The sequence below is a fragment of the Pseudomonas sp. 18.1.10 genome, assembly GCF_024655625.1.
In the GTDB taxonomy this organism is placed as follows: Bacteria; Pseudomonadota; Gammaproteobacteria; order Pseudomonadales; family Pseudomonadaceae; genus Aquipseudomonas.
This window is the reverse complement of the sequence record NZ_JANLGL010000028.1, coordinates 25223-44556: the sequence shown is the minus strand read 5'-3', so window position 1 is coordinate 44556 and position 19334 is coordinate 25223. Positions and strand designations below refer to the sequence as shown.

Sequence of the window (19334 nt, the reverse complement as noted above, 5' to 3'; positions counted from 1 at the left end):
GCAGGTGTCATTCACAGCATGTGCTGGCTGATCCACCGCATTCGCGAGCAAGCCCGCTCCCACAGTTTTAATTGCATTCCAAGTCAGACAGGTTGGAGTTTTTGCTGGAACACCGACACGCCATCCAAATCCCGCAACACCACCGTCAACTCCGCCGTCTGCCCATCAATCTGCACCTCACCAAAAAACTGGAAACCCGCAAACGGCGAAGTGTTCTGCGCCGGCGGCGCCTTCTCGAACACCACCTCAGGCCCAAACGTCTTATCCAGCGGATTCGGCCCGAAACTCCCCGCATTCAAAGGCCCCGCGACAAACTCCCAGAACGGCTCGAAATCCTGGAACGCCGCCCGATCCGGGTGGTAATGATGCGCCGCGCAGTAGTGCACATCGGCAGTCAGCCACACATGGTTGCGCACCTTCTGCGCCCGCAGAAACCCCAGCAGTTCGGCAATCTCCAACTCACGCCCCTGGGGCGCGCCCGGGTCATTGTTGGCAATCGCCTCCCAACGCGGCACGCCGGGGCTCACCTCGCCATCTGGCACGCCAAGGCCGATGGGCATATCGGCGGCAATCACTTTCCACTGCGCCTGCGAGCCCTTGAGCTCACGCTTGAGCCAGTCCAACTGCTCACGGCCGAGGAAGGCTTTTTCGCCGCCCAGGTTGTCATCGTTGGGCCCGCGATAACTGCGCATATCCAGCACAAACACATCCAGCAACGGACCGTAGCTGAGCTTGCGATAGATCCGCCCGCCACCGTCGGCGGCCTGGCGGCGCATCGGGGAATATTCCAGCCAGGCCTGGCGCGCACGGCCGACCAGGGTGTTGATGTCCTTGGTCTGGTAACGCTCATCGAGCTGCTTGCTCGGCGACCAGTTGTTGACCACTTCGTGATCGTCCCACTGCCAGATCTGCGGCACTTCGGCATTGAAGCGGCGCACGTTTTCATCCAACAGGTTGTAGCGGTAGTTGCCGCGATATTCATCGAGGGTTTGCGCGACTTTGCTCTTGGCTTCAGTGGTGATATTGCGCCACACGCGCCCGCCTTCGGTGACCAGTTGCGCGGGCACCGGGCCGTCGGCGTAGATGGTGTCGCCGCTGTGGATAAAGAAGTCCGGCAGGCGCAGGCGCATGGCTTCGTAGATGCGCATGCCGCCGATGTCCGGGTTGATGCCGAAGCCCTGGCCGACGGTGTCGCCGCTCCACACAAAACGGATGTCGCGGCGCAGTTGCGGCACGCTGCGCAGGTGGCCGAACCAGGGCTCGCTGGCGACGCCGGTCTGGGCGTCTTCGAAGTGCACACGGTAGAAAATCGCCTGGTCGGCGGGCAGGCCGGTGAGTTCGACGCGGGCGGTGAAGTCCGTGCGGTTGTCGGCCAGGGGTGAGATGAACTTGCGCGGGTTGCTGAACGTGCTGCGGGTGTCCCACTCCACCACCATGCGGGCGGGGCGGTCGCTGCGGCTCCAGATCATCGCGCGGTCGCCGAGCAAGTCGCCGGACTGCACGCCATCGGTGAGTTGCGGGCGGTCCTTGACCGAAGCAATCACCGCCGGCGCCAGACCCGGCAGCAACAGCCCGGCGCCGACGGCTTGCATCACACGGCGACGGCCGAGATCGAAGTGGCTCATGCGAGGTGCCCTCTTGAGGATCAAAAGGACAACTTAACCACGGACAGATGACACTAATCTTGCGACCAATGAAGATCAAACTGTGGGAGCTGGCTTGCCTGCTCCCACAGTTTTTGACTGCATTCCAAGTCAAGCCTTGGCGGGGGCAACCGACAGTTCGACCACTTCCGGGCGCTTTATCACTGCGTACACCAACCCTGTCAGCACGCTACCGGCGACAATCGCCAGCAAATACAGCAACGCATGGTTCATCGCATTCGGAATGACCAGCACCGCCAGGCCACCGTGGGGCGCCGCCAGTTTGCAACCGAAGTACATCGACAAGGCACCGGCCAACGCGCCGCCGGCGATGCTGGACGGGATCACGCGCAGCGGGTCCTTGGCGGCAAAGGGAATCGCACCTTCGGAGATAAACACCATCCCCAGAATGATCGCGGCCTTGCCCGCCTCGCGCTCCGTCTGCGCAAACTTGCGCCGTGCGAGGAAGGTGGCGATGCCCATGCCAATCGGTGGCACCATGCCGGCCGCCATGGTCGCCGCAATCGGGCCACCGCTGTGCGCCGCCAACATGCCGACGGAGAACGCATACGCCGCCTTGTTGATCGGCCCACCCAGATCGACGCACATCATGCCGCCCAACAGGATGCCCAACAGCACCGCGTTGGTCGTGCCCATGGAATTGAGGTATTCCGTCAGGCCCGCCAGCATGCGCGCCACCGGAGGCCCGATCAGGTAGATCATCGCCAGCCCAGTGACCAGGCTCGCCAGCAACGGGATAATCAGGATCGGTTTCAGCGCATCCAGGCTTTGCGGCAAGGGGATCGCACGGGTTATCAGCTTGACGCAGTAGCCCGCCAGGAACCCGGCGAACAGCCCGCCGATAAAGCCCGCGCCCAACGTCGTCGCCAGCAGCCCGCCGATCATGCCGGGGGCCAGGGCCGGACGGTCGGCGATCGAGTAGGCGACGTAGCCTGCCAGCAACGGCACCATCAAGGTGAACGCATGATCGCCCACGGTTTTCAACGCGGCCGCGAGGGTGCCTTTCTCTTCAAACGCAGTGATGCCGAACATAAACGACAACGCAATCAACAACCCGCCCGCCACCACCATCGGCAGCATGAACGACACACCCGTGAGCAGGTGTTTGTACACGCCGGTCTTTTCCGCCTTGGCCACCGCCGCGCTGCCGGTGCTTTCCACCGCGCCTTCGGCCAGGGCCTTGTTGAGGGTCGCCTCGGCTTGCTTGAGGGCAATGCCGGTGCCGCAACGGTAGATCTTCTTGCCGGCGAAACGCTCGGTGGCGACTTCGATATCCGCCGCCAGCAACACCACGTCGGCATCGGCGATGGCTTGCGGGCTCAGCGGCGTACGCGCGCCGACCGAGCCCTGGGTCTCGACCTGCAAGTCGTAGCCCAGGCGCTTGGCGGTCTGCTGCAAGGCTTCGGCGGCCATGAAGGTGTGGGCCACGCCAGTTGGGCAAGCCGTGACGGCCACGATACGCGGCGCGCTCTTGGCAGCGCCTTCAGGGGCGACATACACCGCTGCCTCTTCGGCGCCACGACGCAACACCGCTTCGACATCTGCCAGCGCCTGCGCTGGCGTGCTCTGGAACACGCGCTTGCCGACAAACCGCTGCATGTCCACCGGCGTGCTGCTGACCAGCAACACCCACTCGGCGTCGTCGATGATCCCTTGGGACAACTGGCGTTCCGGGCGCTGCACGTCGACCACTTCGACGCTGGTGCTCCAGCCCTGGCGTTGCGCGGCGGCGTCCAGCAAGCGGGCGCACAGCACACTGGTGACCATGCCGTTCGGGCAGGCAGTAACAATGGCTAACTTCATCACAAACCCTCTTATTGTTCGGTCAGCGTGCGTACATCGACGCCGCTTTCGAGGCGCGCCAACTGCGCGTCATCGCTGATGCCAAAACCGATCTGCGTCACCGCCATCGCGGCAATCGCCGTGGCGCGGCGCAGGGTCTGCTCGGGGGTATCGCCACTGAGCAAACCGTGGAGCATGCCGGCGAGCAGCGAGTCGCCCGCGCCCACCGTGCTGGCCACCGTGACCTCTGGCGGCGTGGCATGCAGCGCGGCGCCGGGGCGGTACCAGTTCACGCCGGCAGCGCCGTCGGACACCACCACATGTTCCACGCCCAATTGGTGCAATTGGCTGACGGCATCGCTGGCATTGCCCAGGGCCTCGGCCAGTTCCTCGGTGTTGGGTTTGACCAACCACGGGCCTGCCTGCAAACCGGCACGCAATGCTTCGCCGCTGGTGTCGAGGACGACTTTCAAACCGAGGTTTTTCAGGGTTTCCAACAAGCCCTGGAACCACTGCGGGCTGACACCGCGCGGCAAACTGCCGGCTACGACCACCGCATCGAATTCAGGGCCGATGATGTCGACCATCTTCAGCAGTTGCTTTTGCGCGTGCTCATCGACAAACGGCCCCGGCGCGTTGATGTCGGTGACCCGGCCGTCCTGTTCGGCGATCTTGATATTGCTGCGGGTTTCACCCGCCACGCGAATAAACGCGTCGCCAAAACCACGACGGGCGATCAGGGCGTTGAACGCCTGGGGGTTTTCCTCGCCGAGAAAACCGCCCACGCTCACCAGATGCCCCAGGTCGGCCAACACCTGCGCCACGTTAACGCCCTTGCCGGCGGCGTGGGTCAGCACGTTGTCACTGCGATTGACTTCGCCCGGTTCCAGGCGCGCCAGGCGCACCGTCAGGTCCAACGCCGGGTTCAGCGTCAGGGTCAGAATCCTTGCCATTTACACGGCCTCCACAAGGGCACGCACTTCGGCGGGCGAGCCCACCGCGAGTGCTTTTTGCGCCAGGCCCTGGGCCTCGCTCAGACTGAATTCACGCACCCGCGCCTTCACTTCGGGAATGCTGCGGGCCGACACGCTCAACTCATCCACACCCAGGCCGATCAGCACCGGCACGGCCAGCGGGTCCGCCGCCAGCTCGCCGCACACCCCGACCCATTTGCCATGGGCATGGGCCGCGCGCACGGTGATGTCGATCAGTTGCAACACTGCCGGGTGCAGGCCATCGGCCTGGGCGGACAAGGTCGGGTGGCCACGGTCGATGGCCAGGGTGTATTGGGTCAGGTCGTTGGTGCCGACGCTGAAGAAGTCCACTTCCTTGGCCAGCACCGGGGCGAGCAAGGCGGCGGATGGCACTTCGATCATGATCCCCAGTTGCAGGTCGGCCACCGGAATTTCCAGGCGCAGGCGCTCGGTCATGTCGCGGGCGGCGCGCCATTCATCGACGCTGCCGACCATGGGGAACATGATGCGCAGCGGGCGGTTGTCGGCCGAGCGCAGCAGCGCGCGCAATTGCGCTTCCATGATCTGCGGGCGCTGCAAGGTCAGGCGAATGCCGCGCACGCCGAGGAAGGGGTTTTCTTCCTGGGCAATCGGCCAATACGGCAACGGTTTGTCGCCGCCCACATCAAGGGTGCGCACCACCAGCGGACGCCCGCCGAGGCCATCGAGGACGCGGCGGTATTCGGCTTCCTGGGTGGCTTCGTCCGGCGCTTGCGGGTGGGCCATGAAAATCAGTTCGGTGCGCAGCAAACCAATGCCTTCGGCGCCCTGCTCCACCGCGCTGGCCACACCCGCGCTTTCGCCGATATTGGCGAACACTTCCACGGCGTGACCGTCACGGGTCAACGCCGGTTCATGACGCTGGGCCGAGGCGGCTTGCAGGCGTTGTTCGCGGGTGTCGCGCTCGACGGTGGCCCGTTGCAGGGTGGCAGCGTCGGCGTCCACATGCAGGCGGCCGCGCTGGCCGTCCAGCAGCAAGGGCGTGCCGGAGGCCAGCAGCAACACAGCGGGGCCGGCGCCCACCAGCGCCGGAATGCCGAGGGCACGGGCGACGATGGCGCTGTGGGCCGTCGCGCCGCCACGGGCGGTGAGGATGCCGGCGACGCGGGCCGGATCAAGGCGTGCCACGTCGGACGGGCCGACTTCGTCCATCACCAGGATGTACGGCTCGCTCGGCTCGCGGGCGCTTTCGACGCCGCACAGTTGCGCCAGCACACGGCGGCCAATGTCCCGCAGGTCGGCGGCGCGCTCGGCGAGCAAGGCGTCCTGCAACGATTCCTGCTGCTTGGCGGCGGCTTCGATCACGCTCATCCACGCGGCTTCGGCGCTTTCGCCTTGTTTGAGACGGGTGTCGACTTCGTCGCTGAGTTCCGGGTCGTCGAGCATTTCCTGGTGGGTGATGAAAATCTCGCGGATCGCCTTGGCCTGGCTGCGTTCGATCAGGCCCTGGATATCACGGCGCACATCGGCCAGGGCGGCTTGCAGGCGTTGGCGCTCGATGGCCGAGGACTCGCCGCGCAGCGGGTAGTCGAACACCTGTTGGATCTGGATATGTGCCGGGCCGATGGCGATGCCCGGCGCGGCGGCGATGGCCTGGAGCTGGCTGCCGCTGAGCGGCGCGCTGATTTGCGGTTCGATGTCGACCGTGGCCGGTTGCGCACTGACGGTGGGCAGCGGCTCAATCTCTTCACCGAGGCCTTCTTTTACGGCGGTCAACAGCGCTGGCAATGCATCGCCGGCAATCGTCGGTTCGGCGACAAATTCCAGCACCTGGCCCCGGCGGGCGCCGAGGCTCAGCAGTTTGCTCAAGCTCTTCACCGAGACCGCGCCCACCGGGCCATCGACGATGCGTACGCGCAAATCGCCGTCAAAACTTTTTGCCAATTGCGCGAGGATCTTCGCCGGCCGCGCGTGCAGGCCGTGGGCGTTGGCCAGGGTGATACGCGCGCTGGGCCAGTCGGGCGGCAGTTCGCCGCCGAGCACTTCGAGCACCGCGCGGCTGCTGGTGGCGCGGCCCAGTTCCTGGCCACGGCCTTCGATCAGCAAGGCGCACAGGCGCTCCAGCAAGGTTTGGTGGGCTTCGCCAAGGCTGGCCAGGCAGAACAGGCCGTTGAGCGGCTGGCCGAGGTAGCGCATGGGTTTGTCCGGGGTGACAAACGCCAGGCCCGGGCGCTTGACCGTTTGCTCGCTGTGCAGCCACCACAGGCCATCGCCCAGGGGCAGCGCATCGACCTGCTGCAACACGGCGGCGAAACCGTTGCTCACACAGTCGGCCTGGCGCAACAGACGCGCGCCGCGCCACACCAGCTCTTCAAAATCATCGGCCGACACGCCCAGGCTAATCATCTGTGCGTCCAGCGCCAGTTCCTGGGGCGCGCCTTGCAGCAGTTTGAGCAAGGCTTCGGCACTGCCGGCGCGGCGCAGTGCCTGGCCGAGGTCGGTCTCACCGAGGGCGCGGGTCAGCAGCTGCAGCAGGCGCAGGTGTTCATCGGATTTGGCGGCAATGCCAATTGCCAGGTAGACGATCTGGCCGTCGCCCCAGTCCACCCCTTCAGGGAACTGCAGCAGGCGCACGCCGGTGGCAAACACCTGGTCGCGGGTTTCGGGGGTGCCGTGGGGGATCGCAATACCTTGGCCGAGAAAGGTCGAGCCTTGGGCTTCACGGGCTTGCAAACCGCTGAGGTAACCCTCGGCGACCAGGCCGTCGGCCACCAGTTTTTCAGCGAGCAGGTGCAAGGCAGCAGACTTATCCACAGCCACCTGGCCCATGGAAATCTGCTCGTGGGTGAGCTCAAGCATGCCGTTCTCCTAGTTAGTGCGATGGGCGCACTAGGTATTGTTTTGAATAAACAGTGTAATGGCGTCTCGTAATAGCTGACTGAGTAGTCAATTGGCAGTGGTCACTCAGTAGCGAAGATCGTAAAAATACGCCTGCTGAAACGTTTAATCTAGAATTTATGGCAGATTACGCGTTAATTGAGCATCCTTGAAGGACCACTCGGCACTTGAGCCTGGACATTGGTTGTATGCAGTAATCGGTTACGATTGGACAAAATGTCGGGGCAAGCTCCAAAAAACAAGGAAATCCCGGTTTGAAACTCAGTGATATTGCACGCCTGGCCGGTGTGTCCGTGACCACCGCCAGCTACGTCATCAATGGCAAGGCCGAACAACAACGGATCAGCAACGCCACCGTCGAACGGGTGCGTGCCGTGGTTGAAGCCCATGGCTTCACACCCAACCCTCAGGCCGCCGGGCTGCGCAGCCGGCACACGCGCACCTTGGGTTTTATCCTGCCCGACCTGGAAAACCCCAGTTACGCACGTATCGCCAAGCTGTTGGAACAAGGCGCCCGGGCACGCGGCTATCAGTTGCTGATCGCCAGCTCCGACGATGACGCCACCAGCGAGCGCCAGTTGCTGCAACTGTTTCGTGCGCGGCGCTGTGATGCGCTGTTTGTCGCCAGTTGCCTGCCGGCCAGCGACGACAGCTACCGCGAACTGCAAGCCAAGGGCCTGCCGATCATTGCCATCGACCGGGTAATGGAAACCGCGCAGTTCTGCTCGGTGGTCAGCGACGACCGCCAGGCCTGCCAGCAACTGACCAGCAGCCTGCTGCAACCGCTGCCCAAGCAGATCGTGCTGATCGGCGCACGGCCGGAGCTGAGCATCAGCCAGGAGCGCGCGACGGGTTTCCGTGAAGCGCTGCAGGGGTTCAGTGGTGAGGTGATCGTCGAACAGGGCGAGTCGTTCAGCCGTGACTGTGGCCGACAGTTGATGGAGCAACTGCTGCAACGCCTGGGGCATTTGCCTGACGCGCTGGTGACCACGTCCTACGTGCTGCTGCAAGGCGTGTTTGATGCGCTGCATGACTTCCCGCTGAAGTCGCGCGCCCTGCGCCTGGGCACGTTTGGTGACACCCAGTTGCTGGATTTCCTGCCGCTGCCGGTCAACGCCATGGCCCAGCAACATCAGTTGATCGCCGACACCGCGCTGAAGCTGGCCCTGGCGGCCATCGAAGAACAGCACTACCAGCCCGGCGTGCACGCCATCGGCCGGACCTTCAAGCAGCGTATCCGCGAGGCCTGAACGTGGAGCTGATCGACACCCACACCCACCTGGACTTCGCGGACTTCGACAGCGACCGCCGCGAAGTCCTCGCCCACAGCCGCGCACTCGGCGTGCGGCGCATGGTGGTGCTGGGGGTGTATCAGCAGAACTGGCAACGCTTGTGGGATTTGGTGCAGGCGGATGAAGGTTTGTTCGCAGCCTTCGGCCTGCACCCGGTGTATCTCGATGACCATCGCCCCGCCGACCTGGTGGAACTGGGGGATTGGCTGACCCGCCTGCACGGCCATCGGCAACTGTGTGCCGTGGGTGAAATCGGCCTGGATTACTTTCTCGAACACCTGGACCGCGAGCGCCAGCAAAGCCTGTTTGACGCCCAGCTGAAACTGGCGGTGGACTTCCAACTGCCCGCGCTGCTGCACGTACGCCGCAGCCACGCGGCCGTGATCGCCACCCTCAAGCGCATCCGCCTGCCACGGGGCGGCATCATCCATGCCTTCGCCGGCAGCAGGGAAGAAGCGCGCGAGTACATCAAGCTGGGTTTCAAGCTCGGCCTGGGCGGCGCAGCCACCTGGCCCCAGGCGTTGCGCATGCACAAGGTGCTGGCGCAGTTGCCGCTGGACAGCGTGGTGCTGGAGACCGACTCGCCGGACATGGCGCCGGCCATGTACCCCGGCCAGCGCAACAGCCCGCAGCACCTGCCGGACATTTGCCGCGCCCTGGCCGCGCGCATGGGCATCGAACCGTTATTGCTCGCGCAGGCGAGTACACGCAATGCGTGCGAGTTGTTCGATTGGTAGCCGGCTGACGCTGTGCAGGTTGAGGGTCATGCGTTGCCGGTAGCGGGCATAACGCAATACCAGGAAATGAATCAGCACCGTCACCAGCGAGATATTGAACTGCCCGATCACGCTTATCAGCCCCACCCACTCGGCCACCAGCGCCACCAGCAAAGCCGCGCAGGTCAGGATTATCATGCTCGGGCGCACCAACGCCCACTGGTTCAAGGCGCGAAACTGACACAGCTGTTTATGGCTGCCGAGCTTGAGACACGCCTGGCAATACGTGCATTCAAAAGGTTCGTCGATGGCGATGGCATTCAACTGCCAGGGCTTGAGTTCAAACGTCATATCGCATTGGGCGCAATGCCCCCGAATGCCGATTACTGCGGTCATCGCCGAGTCCCCTGGAGACCGTGATTAGGTGAAACAAATTCTCACCTATTCCGTTGGCAATAAAAGATCCGCAGCAAAATCAGGACAAACGCCACGCCATTGAACGCTTAATCCTACCCTCTCCTCCTACACCCGAAAGGCGCCGATCAGTTGCTTCAACTCAATCACCTGCAGCGACAGCTGCCGGCTGGCCGCCTCGGTCTGATGGGCGCCCTGGGCCGCATGCTCACCGGCACGATTGATTTCGACGATGTTCTGGTCGATATCGTGGGCGACCGCCGTTTGCTGCTCCACGGCGGCGGCAATCTGCTGGTTCTGATCGACGATCATGCCTACGGCACCGAGGATGTTTTCCAGGGCCTGCTGGACTTTTTCCGACTGCCCCACCGTGCCATTCGCCATTTCATGGCTGCTGCCCATGGCCTTCACCGCCGCCGCCACACCGTTGTGCAAGCGGCTAATCATCTGCTCGATTTCTTCGGTGGAATGTTGCGTGCGCCGGGCCAGGGTGCGCACCTCGTCGGCCACCACTGCAAAGCCCCGCCCCTGCTCACCGGCGCGTGCGGCCTCGATGGCGGCATTCAGCGCCAATAGATTGGTTTGCTCGGCAATGCTTTTGATCACTTCCAACACGCTGCTGATGGACTGGCTGTCGGTGGCCAATTGGTTGATGACCCGCACCGACTGGTCGATCTCCGAGGCGAGCCGCGCGATGCTGCCCTGCTGGGATTGCACCAGGCTGCGCCCGCTGACGGTTTCATCGTTGACGCTGTGGGCGCTGCTGACCGCCGCCGCCGCGCTGCGCGCCACTTCCTGGGCGGTGGACGACATCTGGTTCATCGCCGTCGCCACCTGTTCGATCTGGCTGCGCTGGCCGGACACCGCGTGATTGCTCCGGGCCGATACCGTTTCCACCTGGCCGGCCTGGAGTTCGACCTGGCTGACGGTGTGGCCGACGCGTTCGATCAGGTCATGGATTTTCGCCACGGTGCCGTTGAACACCTGGCCCAACTCGCCCAGCTCATCGCGGCTATGGGCAACGAAGGTGACCGTCATATCGCCCGCCGCAACCTTGTCCATCATCGCGCCCAGGCGGCGCAGGGTGGTGCGTGTCGAGGCGTAGAAGCCTGCGTACAGATAGAAGATCAGCAAAAACACCGCCGAGAGGGCGCAGACCAGCCCGACCATGTGCGTGCGGTTTTGCGCCAGCCGCAGCTCCAACTGCTGCCCGAGGAAGGTCAGGGTCGCCTCGTCGAGTTGGTAGGTCTGGGCCATCAGTTGGCTGACGTGGTCGTAGAAGCCTTGCCAAGGCGCGTCGAGGGTTTCGGCCATGACCACCTGTTCTTCAAACAGCTCGCTGCCTTGCTTGAGGCTCGCATTGCTCGCCTTGGCCAGGCCATCGAGCGCGGCGTGGGCGGGCTTGCTCGCGCCCAGGGCATCCTGCAGTTTCAGGGCGTATTCGCCGTGGAGTTTTTCCAGCTGCTGGAGGAGTTCGTCAAAGCGCGTGCTGGAGGATGAGTTGAGAAAACCCTGGCCCAGGGAATACGCGCCCATCGCCCGGCCTTCGCCGAGGGTCTGGGTGACTTGCGGGGTGATGCTGGTAATCAGCTCGGTGAGTTGGCGCAAATCGCCCTGAGGGTCACGGCTCAGGCCGGATTGGCTGGCAATCACCTGGCTGAGCATGTGCGCCTTGTTGAGCAACTTGCCGATCAGCGCACTTTTGCTCAACAGCGAGGTTTCTTGTTGCTGGGCCTTGAAGGCGGCGATCAACTCATCGCGCTTGGCGTCAAAAGCAGCGATTTGCTCGGGGTCGGTGGCCATCGCAGTGAGGCTTTGCAGGCGGCTCAGCACACTCTGTTCCAAGGCGCTGATCTTGCCCTCCAGGTCACCGGCCTTGCCGGATTGGCCAAGGGTCGCGTTGATCTGCACCTGGTTGTTCAGGGTTTCGAGGTCGCGGCGCAGGGCCAGGCTGCTGCCGAGTAAATCCAGGCTTTGCAATTCGATGCGCGTGCCCTGGAATTCGCGCCAGGAATCGCGCACGAGGTAATAGTTGGTGGCCAGCATCGGCAGCAGGAATAACACGCTGATCAGGCTGAATTTCATGCCGAAGCTCAAGCGATTCATCAGCGCGACGGCGGGATAGAGCAAGCTCTTCACAGGTGAACTCCCTTTCTTTTATTTTTATTGAGGCGCAGGGCAGCGGCAGAACGCCACCACCTATATAGCTCAATTTGAAAGGGAGTTTTGTAACGTAAGGTTAACGACCGCCGGGACTCCACAAAACCAATGTGGGAGCGGGCTTGCTCGCGAAAGCGGTCTAACGGTTAAACCGCTCCACCAGCGAATACTGGGTATTGGCGGTATGCGTCAGCTCTTCACTCAACTGCGCCGAATTCAACGCCTGTTCCGACGTCTGGTCCGCCAACAGCGCAATCGTGCTGATATTGCGGCTGATCTCTTCAGCCACCGAGCTTTGCTCTTCGGTCGCCGCGGCGATCTGCGTGGTCATGTCGGTGATATGCGCCACCGCTTCACTGATCCCCACCAACGCCTGGTCCGCCTCCATCACCCGCGCGACACCTTCTTCGGCCTGGCGATGCCCGGCGTCCATGGTCTGTACGGCAGCGGCAGCGGTTTGCTGCAGCTTGGCGATCAGGGCGTGGATCTGCCCGGTGGACTCAGCCGTCCGTTGGGCCAGTTGGCGCACTTCGTCGGCCACCACGGCAAAACCACGGCCCATCTCACCGGCACGCGCCGCTTCGATGGCGGCGTTGAGCGCCAGCAGGTTGGTCTGGTCGGCGATGCCTTTGATCACATCGACCACGCCGCCGATTTCATCGCTGTCCTTGGCCAATTGGGTAACGGTCACACCCGTCTCGCCAACGGCCGCCGACAGGCGCTGAATCGCCTCGCGGGTTTCCCCGGCGATATCGCGGCCGCGGCCGGTCAGGCGGTTGGCTTCCTGGGTCGCATCGGCCGTGCGCTGTACATGGCTGGCGACTTCTTGGGTGGTCGCGGCCATCTGGTTGACGGCGGTGGCCACCTGTTCGGTTTCCACGCGCTGGCGTTCCAGGCCGCTGGAGCTGTTGTGCGCCAGGGTGTTGGACTGCGCCGCCTGGTCGTTGAGGTGCTCGGCGGTGTCCTGCAAGCGCGTCAGGCAGGTCTTCAGACGCGCCTCCTGGCTGAGGATCGACATCTCCAGGCGCGCCTGGGCGCCACGGCTGTCGGTGTACATCTGCGCAATCAACGGGTCGGAGGTGGTCTGCTCGGCCAGGCGCAGCAAACGCTTGAGGCCGCGCTGTTGCCAGCTCAGGCCCAGCAGGCCCAGTGGCACCGACAACCCCGCCGCCAGGGCGAAGCCCCAGTGGGAGTTGAGCGACGCGCCGATCATAAAGCTCAACTGGCTCACCAGGATAAACGGCAGCCAGTCTTGCAACACCGGCAGCCACTTGTCTTTCTGCGGGATCGCCGACTTGCCCTGGTTGATGCGTTGGTAGAGCGCTTCGGCACGGCGGATCTGCTCGGCGGTGGGCTTGATGCGCACCGATTCGTAGCCGACCACCTGGTTGCCCTCGAAGACCGGCGTCACATAGGCGTTAACCCAGTAGTGGTCACCGGTCTTGCAGCGATTCTTGACAATGCCCATCCATGGCAAGCCTTGTTTGAGCGTGGTCCACATATGCGCAAACACCGCTCCCGGAACATCCGGGTGACGCACCAGGTTATGGGGCGCGCGCAGCAGTTCTTCGCGGGTGAACCCACTGATTTCGACAAACGCGTCGTTGCAGTAAGTGATTACACCCTTGGCATCCGTGGTGGAGATCAACCGTTGCTGAGCGGGGAAGGTACGTTCGCGCTGGGTAACGGGTTGGTTATTACGCATGATTGTTCAATCCGCAAGGCTTTCAGGGGTTATCGGCACGGGCAGGGGTTTATTTAACTTATTTTTGCAACAATCAACCGGCCAGCATCGGGTACGTAAACAAGCCGAAGTGAAGCAGATTCAAGCCAAAGTGCGTGGCAACCGCCGCGCCCAAGCCGCCGAAGCGATACGCCAGGCCATAACCGACCCCGGCGATGCTCGCCAGCAGCACCCACTGCCAACCCGCGCCCAGGTGCACCAGGCCGAAGAGCAGCGAGGCCAGCAGCAGCGCGAGATTGTCACCGTAGGGCAGCTGTTTGAACCGCTGGCTCAGCCCACCCTGGACGTAGCCACGGAACAGGGCTTCTTCCACCAGGGTGACCAGCAGCAGATTGTTCAACACCCACAGCCACGCTTGTTCCGGCCATTTAGGTGCCCAACTGATGATGCCCAGCAACGCGGCACCACCCAGCGCGGCCACGGCGGTCAAGGTCAAGGCCAGCGCGGTGACGCAGATCGACAGGCGCAACGAACGGCGCGCCACGATCCACGGGCAGGCCAGCAGCAGCCAGAAGCCGATCAGCGGTTTGTCCTGATTGAGGTACATCGAGAAGGGCACCGCGTCGGCGGTGAACCGTTGCGGGGCAATCCCGCGTCCATTGTAGAAACCCGGTAGCCAGTGCATCGCCAGGCCCAGGGCCAGCACGATAAACAAGCCGTGGCCCAGGTAGCGCGCCCAGGGGGTGTGCTGCTGGCGCACGGCATACCCGGCCAGCAACAACAGGGCCACCGAGATGCCGGCGAGTAGGCCCAATTGCCCATAGATCAGGGCCAGTACGTAGCCAATTGAAAGAAGCGCCAGGTACAGCCAGGGCAGTGCGAGCATGGGGAATCCTTGGAAAAATCTGGGCGGCATTATAGCGAGCGTCCTACAGGCAACACATGAAAACTCCTCCACGCAGCGGACACTTATGCCTCAGAGAGCTCGTTAGGGTTGCTGTCGCGGCATGGAGTACTCGAAATCACCCGGTTGGATAAATTAAGGCTCCGTTCGGACGTCCTATAACGGCTCGCTCGGGTTTATTCCTTTTTTTGATAGATGTGCACTGTCTGAAGGAGTGGCTGTTCTAGCGCGTTTCAACAGAGGGTGTGCTTGGTCGCTATCGAGGGGGTTGTTAAAATATTTAAATATATATAATGAACTTTTGGTGGAGTTGGATGTATTCACCCTTATATCAAAAAAGGGATCTCGCAGATTCGACTTTCCGTTTGGTGTGGCAGTGATCGTTGTACTTGCTGGCGGTCTTTGGGGTTTGTGTGATGCGGTCTGTTTTCCTTATCGGTTTGGTTATGATGGATCGCCTTCCGAAATATCGAGTTGCCCTGTGGTGTCAGTGGTGTGTTCAGGTCGTGCTGGTCAAACTCCAAGTTTTAAGTGATGCAGATGTCCCTCGTAACGGCTTCAGTGCGAGGACATTCGTTTGCCTCTGGATGCTTGGGGGGTATCAATGGAACAGGCGGTCTTGTTTCAGTGTTTCACATGGTTCCATGACGAATGTTGAGGGGGTGAGCGCTGTGTAAGGGGGTGAGAGGGGGATTGGGTGTGGCCATTTAATATTAGCTCTTGCCGGTTTGTGTTGTTGTTCAAGCGCTGGCTCTGTGTTGCATAGCTCTGCTAGCGAGTGTCGGTAAGTGGCGCGTGCGGGTCCCCGGGAAGGTGGGTGGATCCTGGCAACCCTATAACGCTGGATTGTGTCAGCAGAAGATAGCTGTATACTTCTCCATTTCGTGCAATTTGCGTCCGTATTTCCTACGGAATTTTCCGCCATGAAGGGAGTTTCGTGTCTATTCTTGCTCCGCGTGTTGCCTCTCTTCTTCATTCACACGATTTTTGCAAAGCAAAAGTCGCGGTGTTGATGTGCACGTACAACGGCGAATCCTTTCTGGCCGAGCAGCTTGATTCCTTTGAGCGACAAACTCATGGTAACTGGGTTGTGGTTGTTTCAGATGACGACTCCCAAGACGGAACCTTGGCGCTTCTGGATGACTATCGAAACAATAGCTGGGGTGTAGAGCGTCTTAGAGTGGTGCGCGGCCCCAAAAGGGGCTTCGCCGCCAATTTTCTATCGTTGACTGCTCGTGATGACATCGACGCCGATTTTTTTGCGTGGTCAGATCAGGACGATATCTGGAATGAAGACAAAATCGAGGCGGCGCTCGCGTGGCTGCAAACCATTCCTCAGCATATTCCGGCCCTCTATTGCGGTCGTACTCAACTGATTAGTGAATCAGGAGCGCTGCTAGGGGGTTCCCCCCGGTTCTGTTTGCCGCCAAGTTTCGCCAATGCACTGGTTCAAAGTATCGCGGGTGGCAATACGATGGTTTTCAACCGGGCAACCCGCGATCTTATCCGGGAGGCCGGTGCTGATATCAATGTTCCAGCTCACGACTGGTGGGCCTATCAGTTGGTCTCGGGTGTAGGAGGGATCATCAACTATGACCTTGAGCCCAAAGTGCGCTATCGGCAACACAGTGAAAACTTGATAGGTAGCAATTCTGGCTGGTCTGCCCGGTTGGTACGTCTGCGAATGGTTTTCCAGGGGCGATTTTATGAGTGGAATGAGCAGAATATTAATGCGCTCGAATCCATGCAGCATCGTCTTGGTGAAGAGCAGCGTACTATGCTTGCCCGCTTCAAGGACGCAAGAAATCAAACACTATTTCGACGGGTACTCGGAATGCGGTTGGCCGGTCTGTACCGACAGACCCTGTTCGGCAACCTTGGTTTAATCCTCGCAACACTACTGAAAAAGATCTGAATAAATGACTATCTTGGTAACCGGCGGTGCTGGCTTTATCGGTGCGAATTTTGTATTGGATTGGTTGGCTCAGACGCAAGAGCCGGTCATTAACCTCGACAAGCTGACGTACGCAGGCAATCTGGAGAACCTCAGTTCCCTTGACGGTGATAAACGCCATCTGTTCGTACAGGGCGATATCGCCGATACGCAGTTAGTCGAACGTTTGCTCGCTGAGCACGCACCCCGGGCCATTCTGAACTTTGCTGCCGAGTCGCATGTTGACCGCTCCATCCACGGCCCCGAAGATTTTATCGAGACCAATGTTGTTGGCACATTCCGCTTACTGGAAGCGGTGCGCGCCTATTGGAAAAACTTGCCGGTGGATGCTCAGCAGGCTTTTCGTTTCCTGCATGTTTCGACAGACGAAGTGTATGGCTCTTTGTCCAAGAACGATCCTGCCTTTACTGAAGCCCACCAGTACGAGCCCAATAGTCCCTATTCAGCGAGCAAGGCAGCCAGCGACCATCTGGTGCGTGCTTACCACCACACTTATGATTTGCCAGTACTGACCACCAATTGCTCCAACAACTATGGTCCCTACCACTTTCCGGAAAAGTTGATTCCGTTAATGATTGTCAATGCATTAGCGGGCAAGGCGCTGCCTGTGTACGGCGACGGTCAGCAGATTCGTGACTGGCTGTACGTGAAAGACCATTGCAGTGCCATTCGCCGTGTATTGGAAGCCGGTACCGTCGGTCAGGTCTATAATGTCGGGGGATGGAACGAAAAGCCAAATCTGGACATTGTTCGTACCATCTGCACCTTGCTTGATGAGCAGCGTCCTCGCCCGGATGGCAAGCCATACAGCGAACAGATTGCTTACGTCACCGACCGCCCTGGGCATGACCGTCGCTACGCCATTGACGCGCGAAAGCTGGAGAGCGAGTTGGGCTGGAAACCGGCGGAAACCTTCGAGACGGGTATTCGCAAGACGGTAGAGTGGTACCTGAACAATCAGCAGTGGGTCAGCAATATCCAGTCGGGCTCTTACCGCGAATGGGTGGAGAAAAACTATTCAGGGCGTTCGGTATGAAGATCCTTCTGCTTGGCAAGAATGGCCAAGTAGGATGGGAGTTACAGCGTAGTCTGGCCCCGTTGGGCCAAGTACTTGCGTTGGATTCCAAGAGCCTGGACTACTGCGGTGACCTCAGCGACTTGCAAGGGCTTGCTGCGACTGTGCGGCGGTTTGCTCCTGACGTCATTGTCAACGCTGCTGCATACACCGCCGTGGACAAGGCCGAAAGCGAGCCGGACCAGGCGCTGCGCGTCAACGCAGAAGCGCCGGCGGTATTGGCCGCAGAGGCCCTGAAGCTGAATGCCTTGCTGGTGCATTACTCAACGGACTACGTTTTCGCCGGCGATGGTGAGACACCTTGGCAGGAAAGCGATCCAGTCGGCCCTCTGAGTGTCTATGGCTCGACCAAGCTCGCAGGTGAACGAGCGATTCAGTCATCTGGCTGTTCGCACCTGATCTTCCGTACTAGCTGGGTGTATGCCGCGCGCGGCAATAATTTCGCCAAGACCATGCTGCGCCTTGCTCGCGAGCGCGACAGTCTGAATGTGATTGACGATCAGTTCGGTACGCCGACTGGCGCCGATCTGCTCGCGGATGTCACCGCCCACGCCATACGTGCGACTCGCCAGCAACCGCACCTGAGCGGGGTCTACCACCTCGCGCCGGCCGGTGAGACCACGTGGTATCGCTATGCGCGATTCGTGCTTGAGCAAGCGCACGCTGCGGGGGTACAGCTTCAAGTGAGTCCGGCTTCAGTCGGCGCCATAGCGACGGCGGCCTATCCCACGCCGGCCAAGCGCCCGGCCAATTCAAGGCTTAATACTCAAAAACTGCAAAGCGCCTTCTCATTGCACTTGCCGGAGTGGCAAGACGGTGTGGCACGGATGCTTATTGAAACACTAGAGAAATGAACATGCTTAAACGTAAAGGAATCATTCTGGCCGGTGGCTCGGGCACGCGCCTGCACCCGGCGACTTTGGCTATTTCCAAGCAGTTGCTGCCGGTCTACGACAAGCCGATGATCTATTACCCGCTGACCACACTGATGTTGGCAGGCATCCGCGATATCCTGATTATCTCCACCCCCCAGGACACGCCACGTTTTGAGCAATTGCTAGGCGACGGCGGCAATTGGGGCTTGAATATTTCCTATGCGGTGCAGGCTTCCCCGGACGGCCTGGCGCAGGCGTTCATCATTGGTGAAGACTTTATCGGTAATGATCTGTCGGCACTGGTACTGGGCGACAATATCTACCACGGTCACCACTTCAATGAGCTGTTGAAAAACGCGATGGCTCGGGAAGAGGGCGCCAGCGTCTTCGCTTACCACGTCAATGATCCTGAGCGGTATGGGGTTGTAGAGTTTGATGGTCAAGGCCGGGCGATGAGCCTGGAGGAGAAACCGCTCCAGCCAAAATCAAGCTATGCGGTAACCGGTCTGTACTTCTATGACCAGGAAGTGGTTGATATTGCTAAAAGCATCCAACCGTCACCTCGAGGTGAGCTGGAAATTACCGATCTGAACCGTATCTATATGGAGCGCGGCAAACTATCGGTAGAAATCATGGGCCGAGGGTATGCCTGGCTGGATACGGGCACCCACGATTCTCTCCTTGAAGCGAGCCATTTCATTGCCACACTTGAGCGTCGCCAAGGGCTTAAAGTGGCCTGCCCGGAAGAGATTGCATTCCGGCAAAAATGGATTGATGCGCAGCAGCTGGAGAAACTCGCTGCTCCGCTGTCCAAAAACGGTTACGGCCAGTACCTGAAGCGCTTACTGCACGAGAAGATCTTTTGAAGGGCGTGACCGCAATGCGTCGCCCAAGGCTGCTGCCCTAAGATCTTTTTTGCCCAGCAGCGCCGACCCCTCGGCGCTGGCTACATTTTGGAGATAT

At 61.0% G+C, this 19334-nt stretch carries 14 protein-coding genes; 6 read left to right on the top strand and 8 right to left on the bottom strand.

What is annotated here, in order from left to right:
- Window positions 1–83: 83 nt before the first annotated feature.
- From NUV89_RS07660 to ptsP, 4 genes are all read right to left on the bottom strand, one after another.
- Window positions 84–1625, bottom strand: a complete 1542-nt coding sequence (locus NUV89_RS07660) for an alkaline phosphatase (protein WP_257780838.1) — start codon at window positions 1623–1625, stop codon at window positions 84–86.
- A 129-nt stretch (window positions 1626–1754) separates the two neighbouring features.
- Entirely contained in the window at window positions 1755–3467 is a 1713-nt protein-coding gene (locus tag NUV89_RS07655; protein ID WP_257780837.1) for a PTS fructose-like transporter subunit IIB, read from the bottom strand.
- Between the two features lie 11 nt (window positions 3468–3478).
- Window positions 3479–4399: a 1-phosphofructokinase gene (gene pfkB, locus NUV89_RS07650; RefSeq protein WP_257780836.1), complete on the bottom strand. Its 921-nt coding sequence runs from the start codon at window positions 4397–4399 to the stop codon at window positions 3479–3481.
- Complete coding sequence (ptsP, locus tag NUV89_RS07645; RefSeq protein WP_257780835.1) at window positions 4400–7258, bottom strand: phosphoenolpyruvate--protein phosphotransferase; 2859 nt, start codon at window positions 7256–7258, stop codon at window positions 4400–4402.
- A 293-nt stretch (window positions 7259–7551) separates the two neighbouring features.
- Between ptsP and cra the strand changes: the two genes are divergently transcribed.
- On the top strand, window positions 7552–8547 hold the full coding sequence (gene cra / locus NUV89_RS07640; RefSeq protein WP_257780834.1) for a catabolite repressor/activator: 996 nt from the start codon (window positions 7552–7554) through the stop codon (window positions 8545–8547).
- Between the two features lie 2 nt (window positions 8548–8549).
- A complete protein-coding gene (locus NUV89_RS07635; RefSeq protein ID WP_257780833.1) occupies window positions 8550–9326 on the top strand; it encodes a TatD family hydrolase in 777 nt (258 codons plus the stop codon).
- Here the strand turns inward: NUV89_RS07635 and NUV89_RS07630 are convergent.
- The 4 genes from NUV89_RS07630 to NUV89_RS07615 all read right to left on the bottom strand — a co-directional run bounded on the left by NUV89_RS07630 (window position 9273) and on the right by NUV89_RS07615 (window position 14449).
- Window positions 9273–9701: a hypothetical protein gene (locus tag NUV89_RS07630; RefSeq protein WP_257780832.1), complete on the bottom strand. Its 429-nt coding sequence runs from the start codon at window positions 9699–9701 to the stop codon at window positions 9273–9275. The two genes, NUV89_RS07635 and NUV89_RS07630, sit on opposite strands and share 54 nt — an antisense overlap.
- 126 nt (window positions 9702–9827) lie before the next feature.
- Entirely contained in the window at window positions 9828–10532 is a 705-nt protein-coding gene (locus tag NUV89_RS29900) for a methyl-accepting chemotaxis protein (protein ID WP_374684463.1), read from the bottom strand.
- 1486 nt (window positions 10533–12018) lie between these two features.
- A complete protein-coding gene (locus NUV89_RS07620; protein WP_257780830.1) occupies window positions 12019–13584 on the bottom strand; it encodes a PAS domain-containing methyl-accepting chemotaxis protein in 1566 nt (521 codons plus the stop codon).
- Window positions 13585–13657: 73 nt separating this feature from the next.
- Window positions 13658–14449 (bottom strand): CPBP family intramembrane glutamic endopeptidase, encoded by a 792-nt coding sequence (locus NUV89_RS07615; protein ID WP_257780829.1) that lies wholly within the window; start codon window positions 14447–14449, stop codon window positions 13658–13660.
- A 955-nt stretch (window positions 14450–15404) separates the two neighbouring features.
- Between NUV89_RS07615 and NUV89_RS07610 the strand changes: the two genes are divergently transcribed.
- Genes NUV89_RS07610 through rfbA form a run of 4 tightly spaced genes read left to right on the top strand, consistent with a single transcriptional unit; the run spans window position 15405 to window position 19237 of the window.
- Window positions 15405–16382, top strand: coding sequence for a glycosyltransferase family 2 protein (locus tag NUV89_RS07610; protein WP_257780828.1), 978 nt, complete (start codon window positions 15405–15407; stop codon window positions 16380–16382).
- 4 nt (window positions 16383–16386) lie between these two features.
- Window positions 16387–17457, top strand: coding sequence for a dTDP-glucose 4,6-dehydratase (gene rfbB, locus NUV89_RS07605; protein ID WP_257780827.1), 1071 nt, complete (start codon window positions 16387–16389; stop codon window positions 17455–17457).
- Window positions 17454–18350, top strand: coding sequence for a dTDP-4-dehydrorhamnose reductase (gene rfbD / locus NUV89_RS07600; RefSeq protein ID WP_257780826.1), 897 nt, complete (start codon window positions 17454–17456; stop codon window positions 18348–18350). Before rfbB ends, rfbD begins: the two co-directional genes overlap by 4 nt.
- Before the next feature lie 2 nt (window positions 18351–18352).
- Window positions 18353–19237 (top strand): glucose-1-phosphate thymidylyltransferase RfbA, encoded by an 885-nt coding sequence (gene rfbA / locus NUV89_RS07595; RefSeq protein WP_257780825.1) that lies wholly within the window; start codon window positions 18353–18355, stop codon window positions 19235–19237.
- The last annotated feature ends 97 nt before the right edge of the window (window positions 19238–19334 follow it).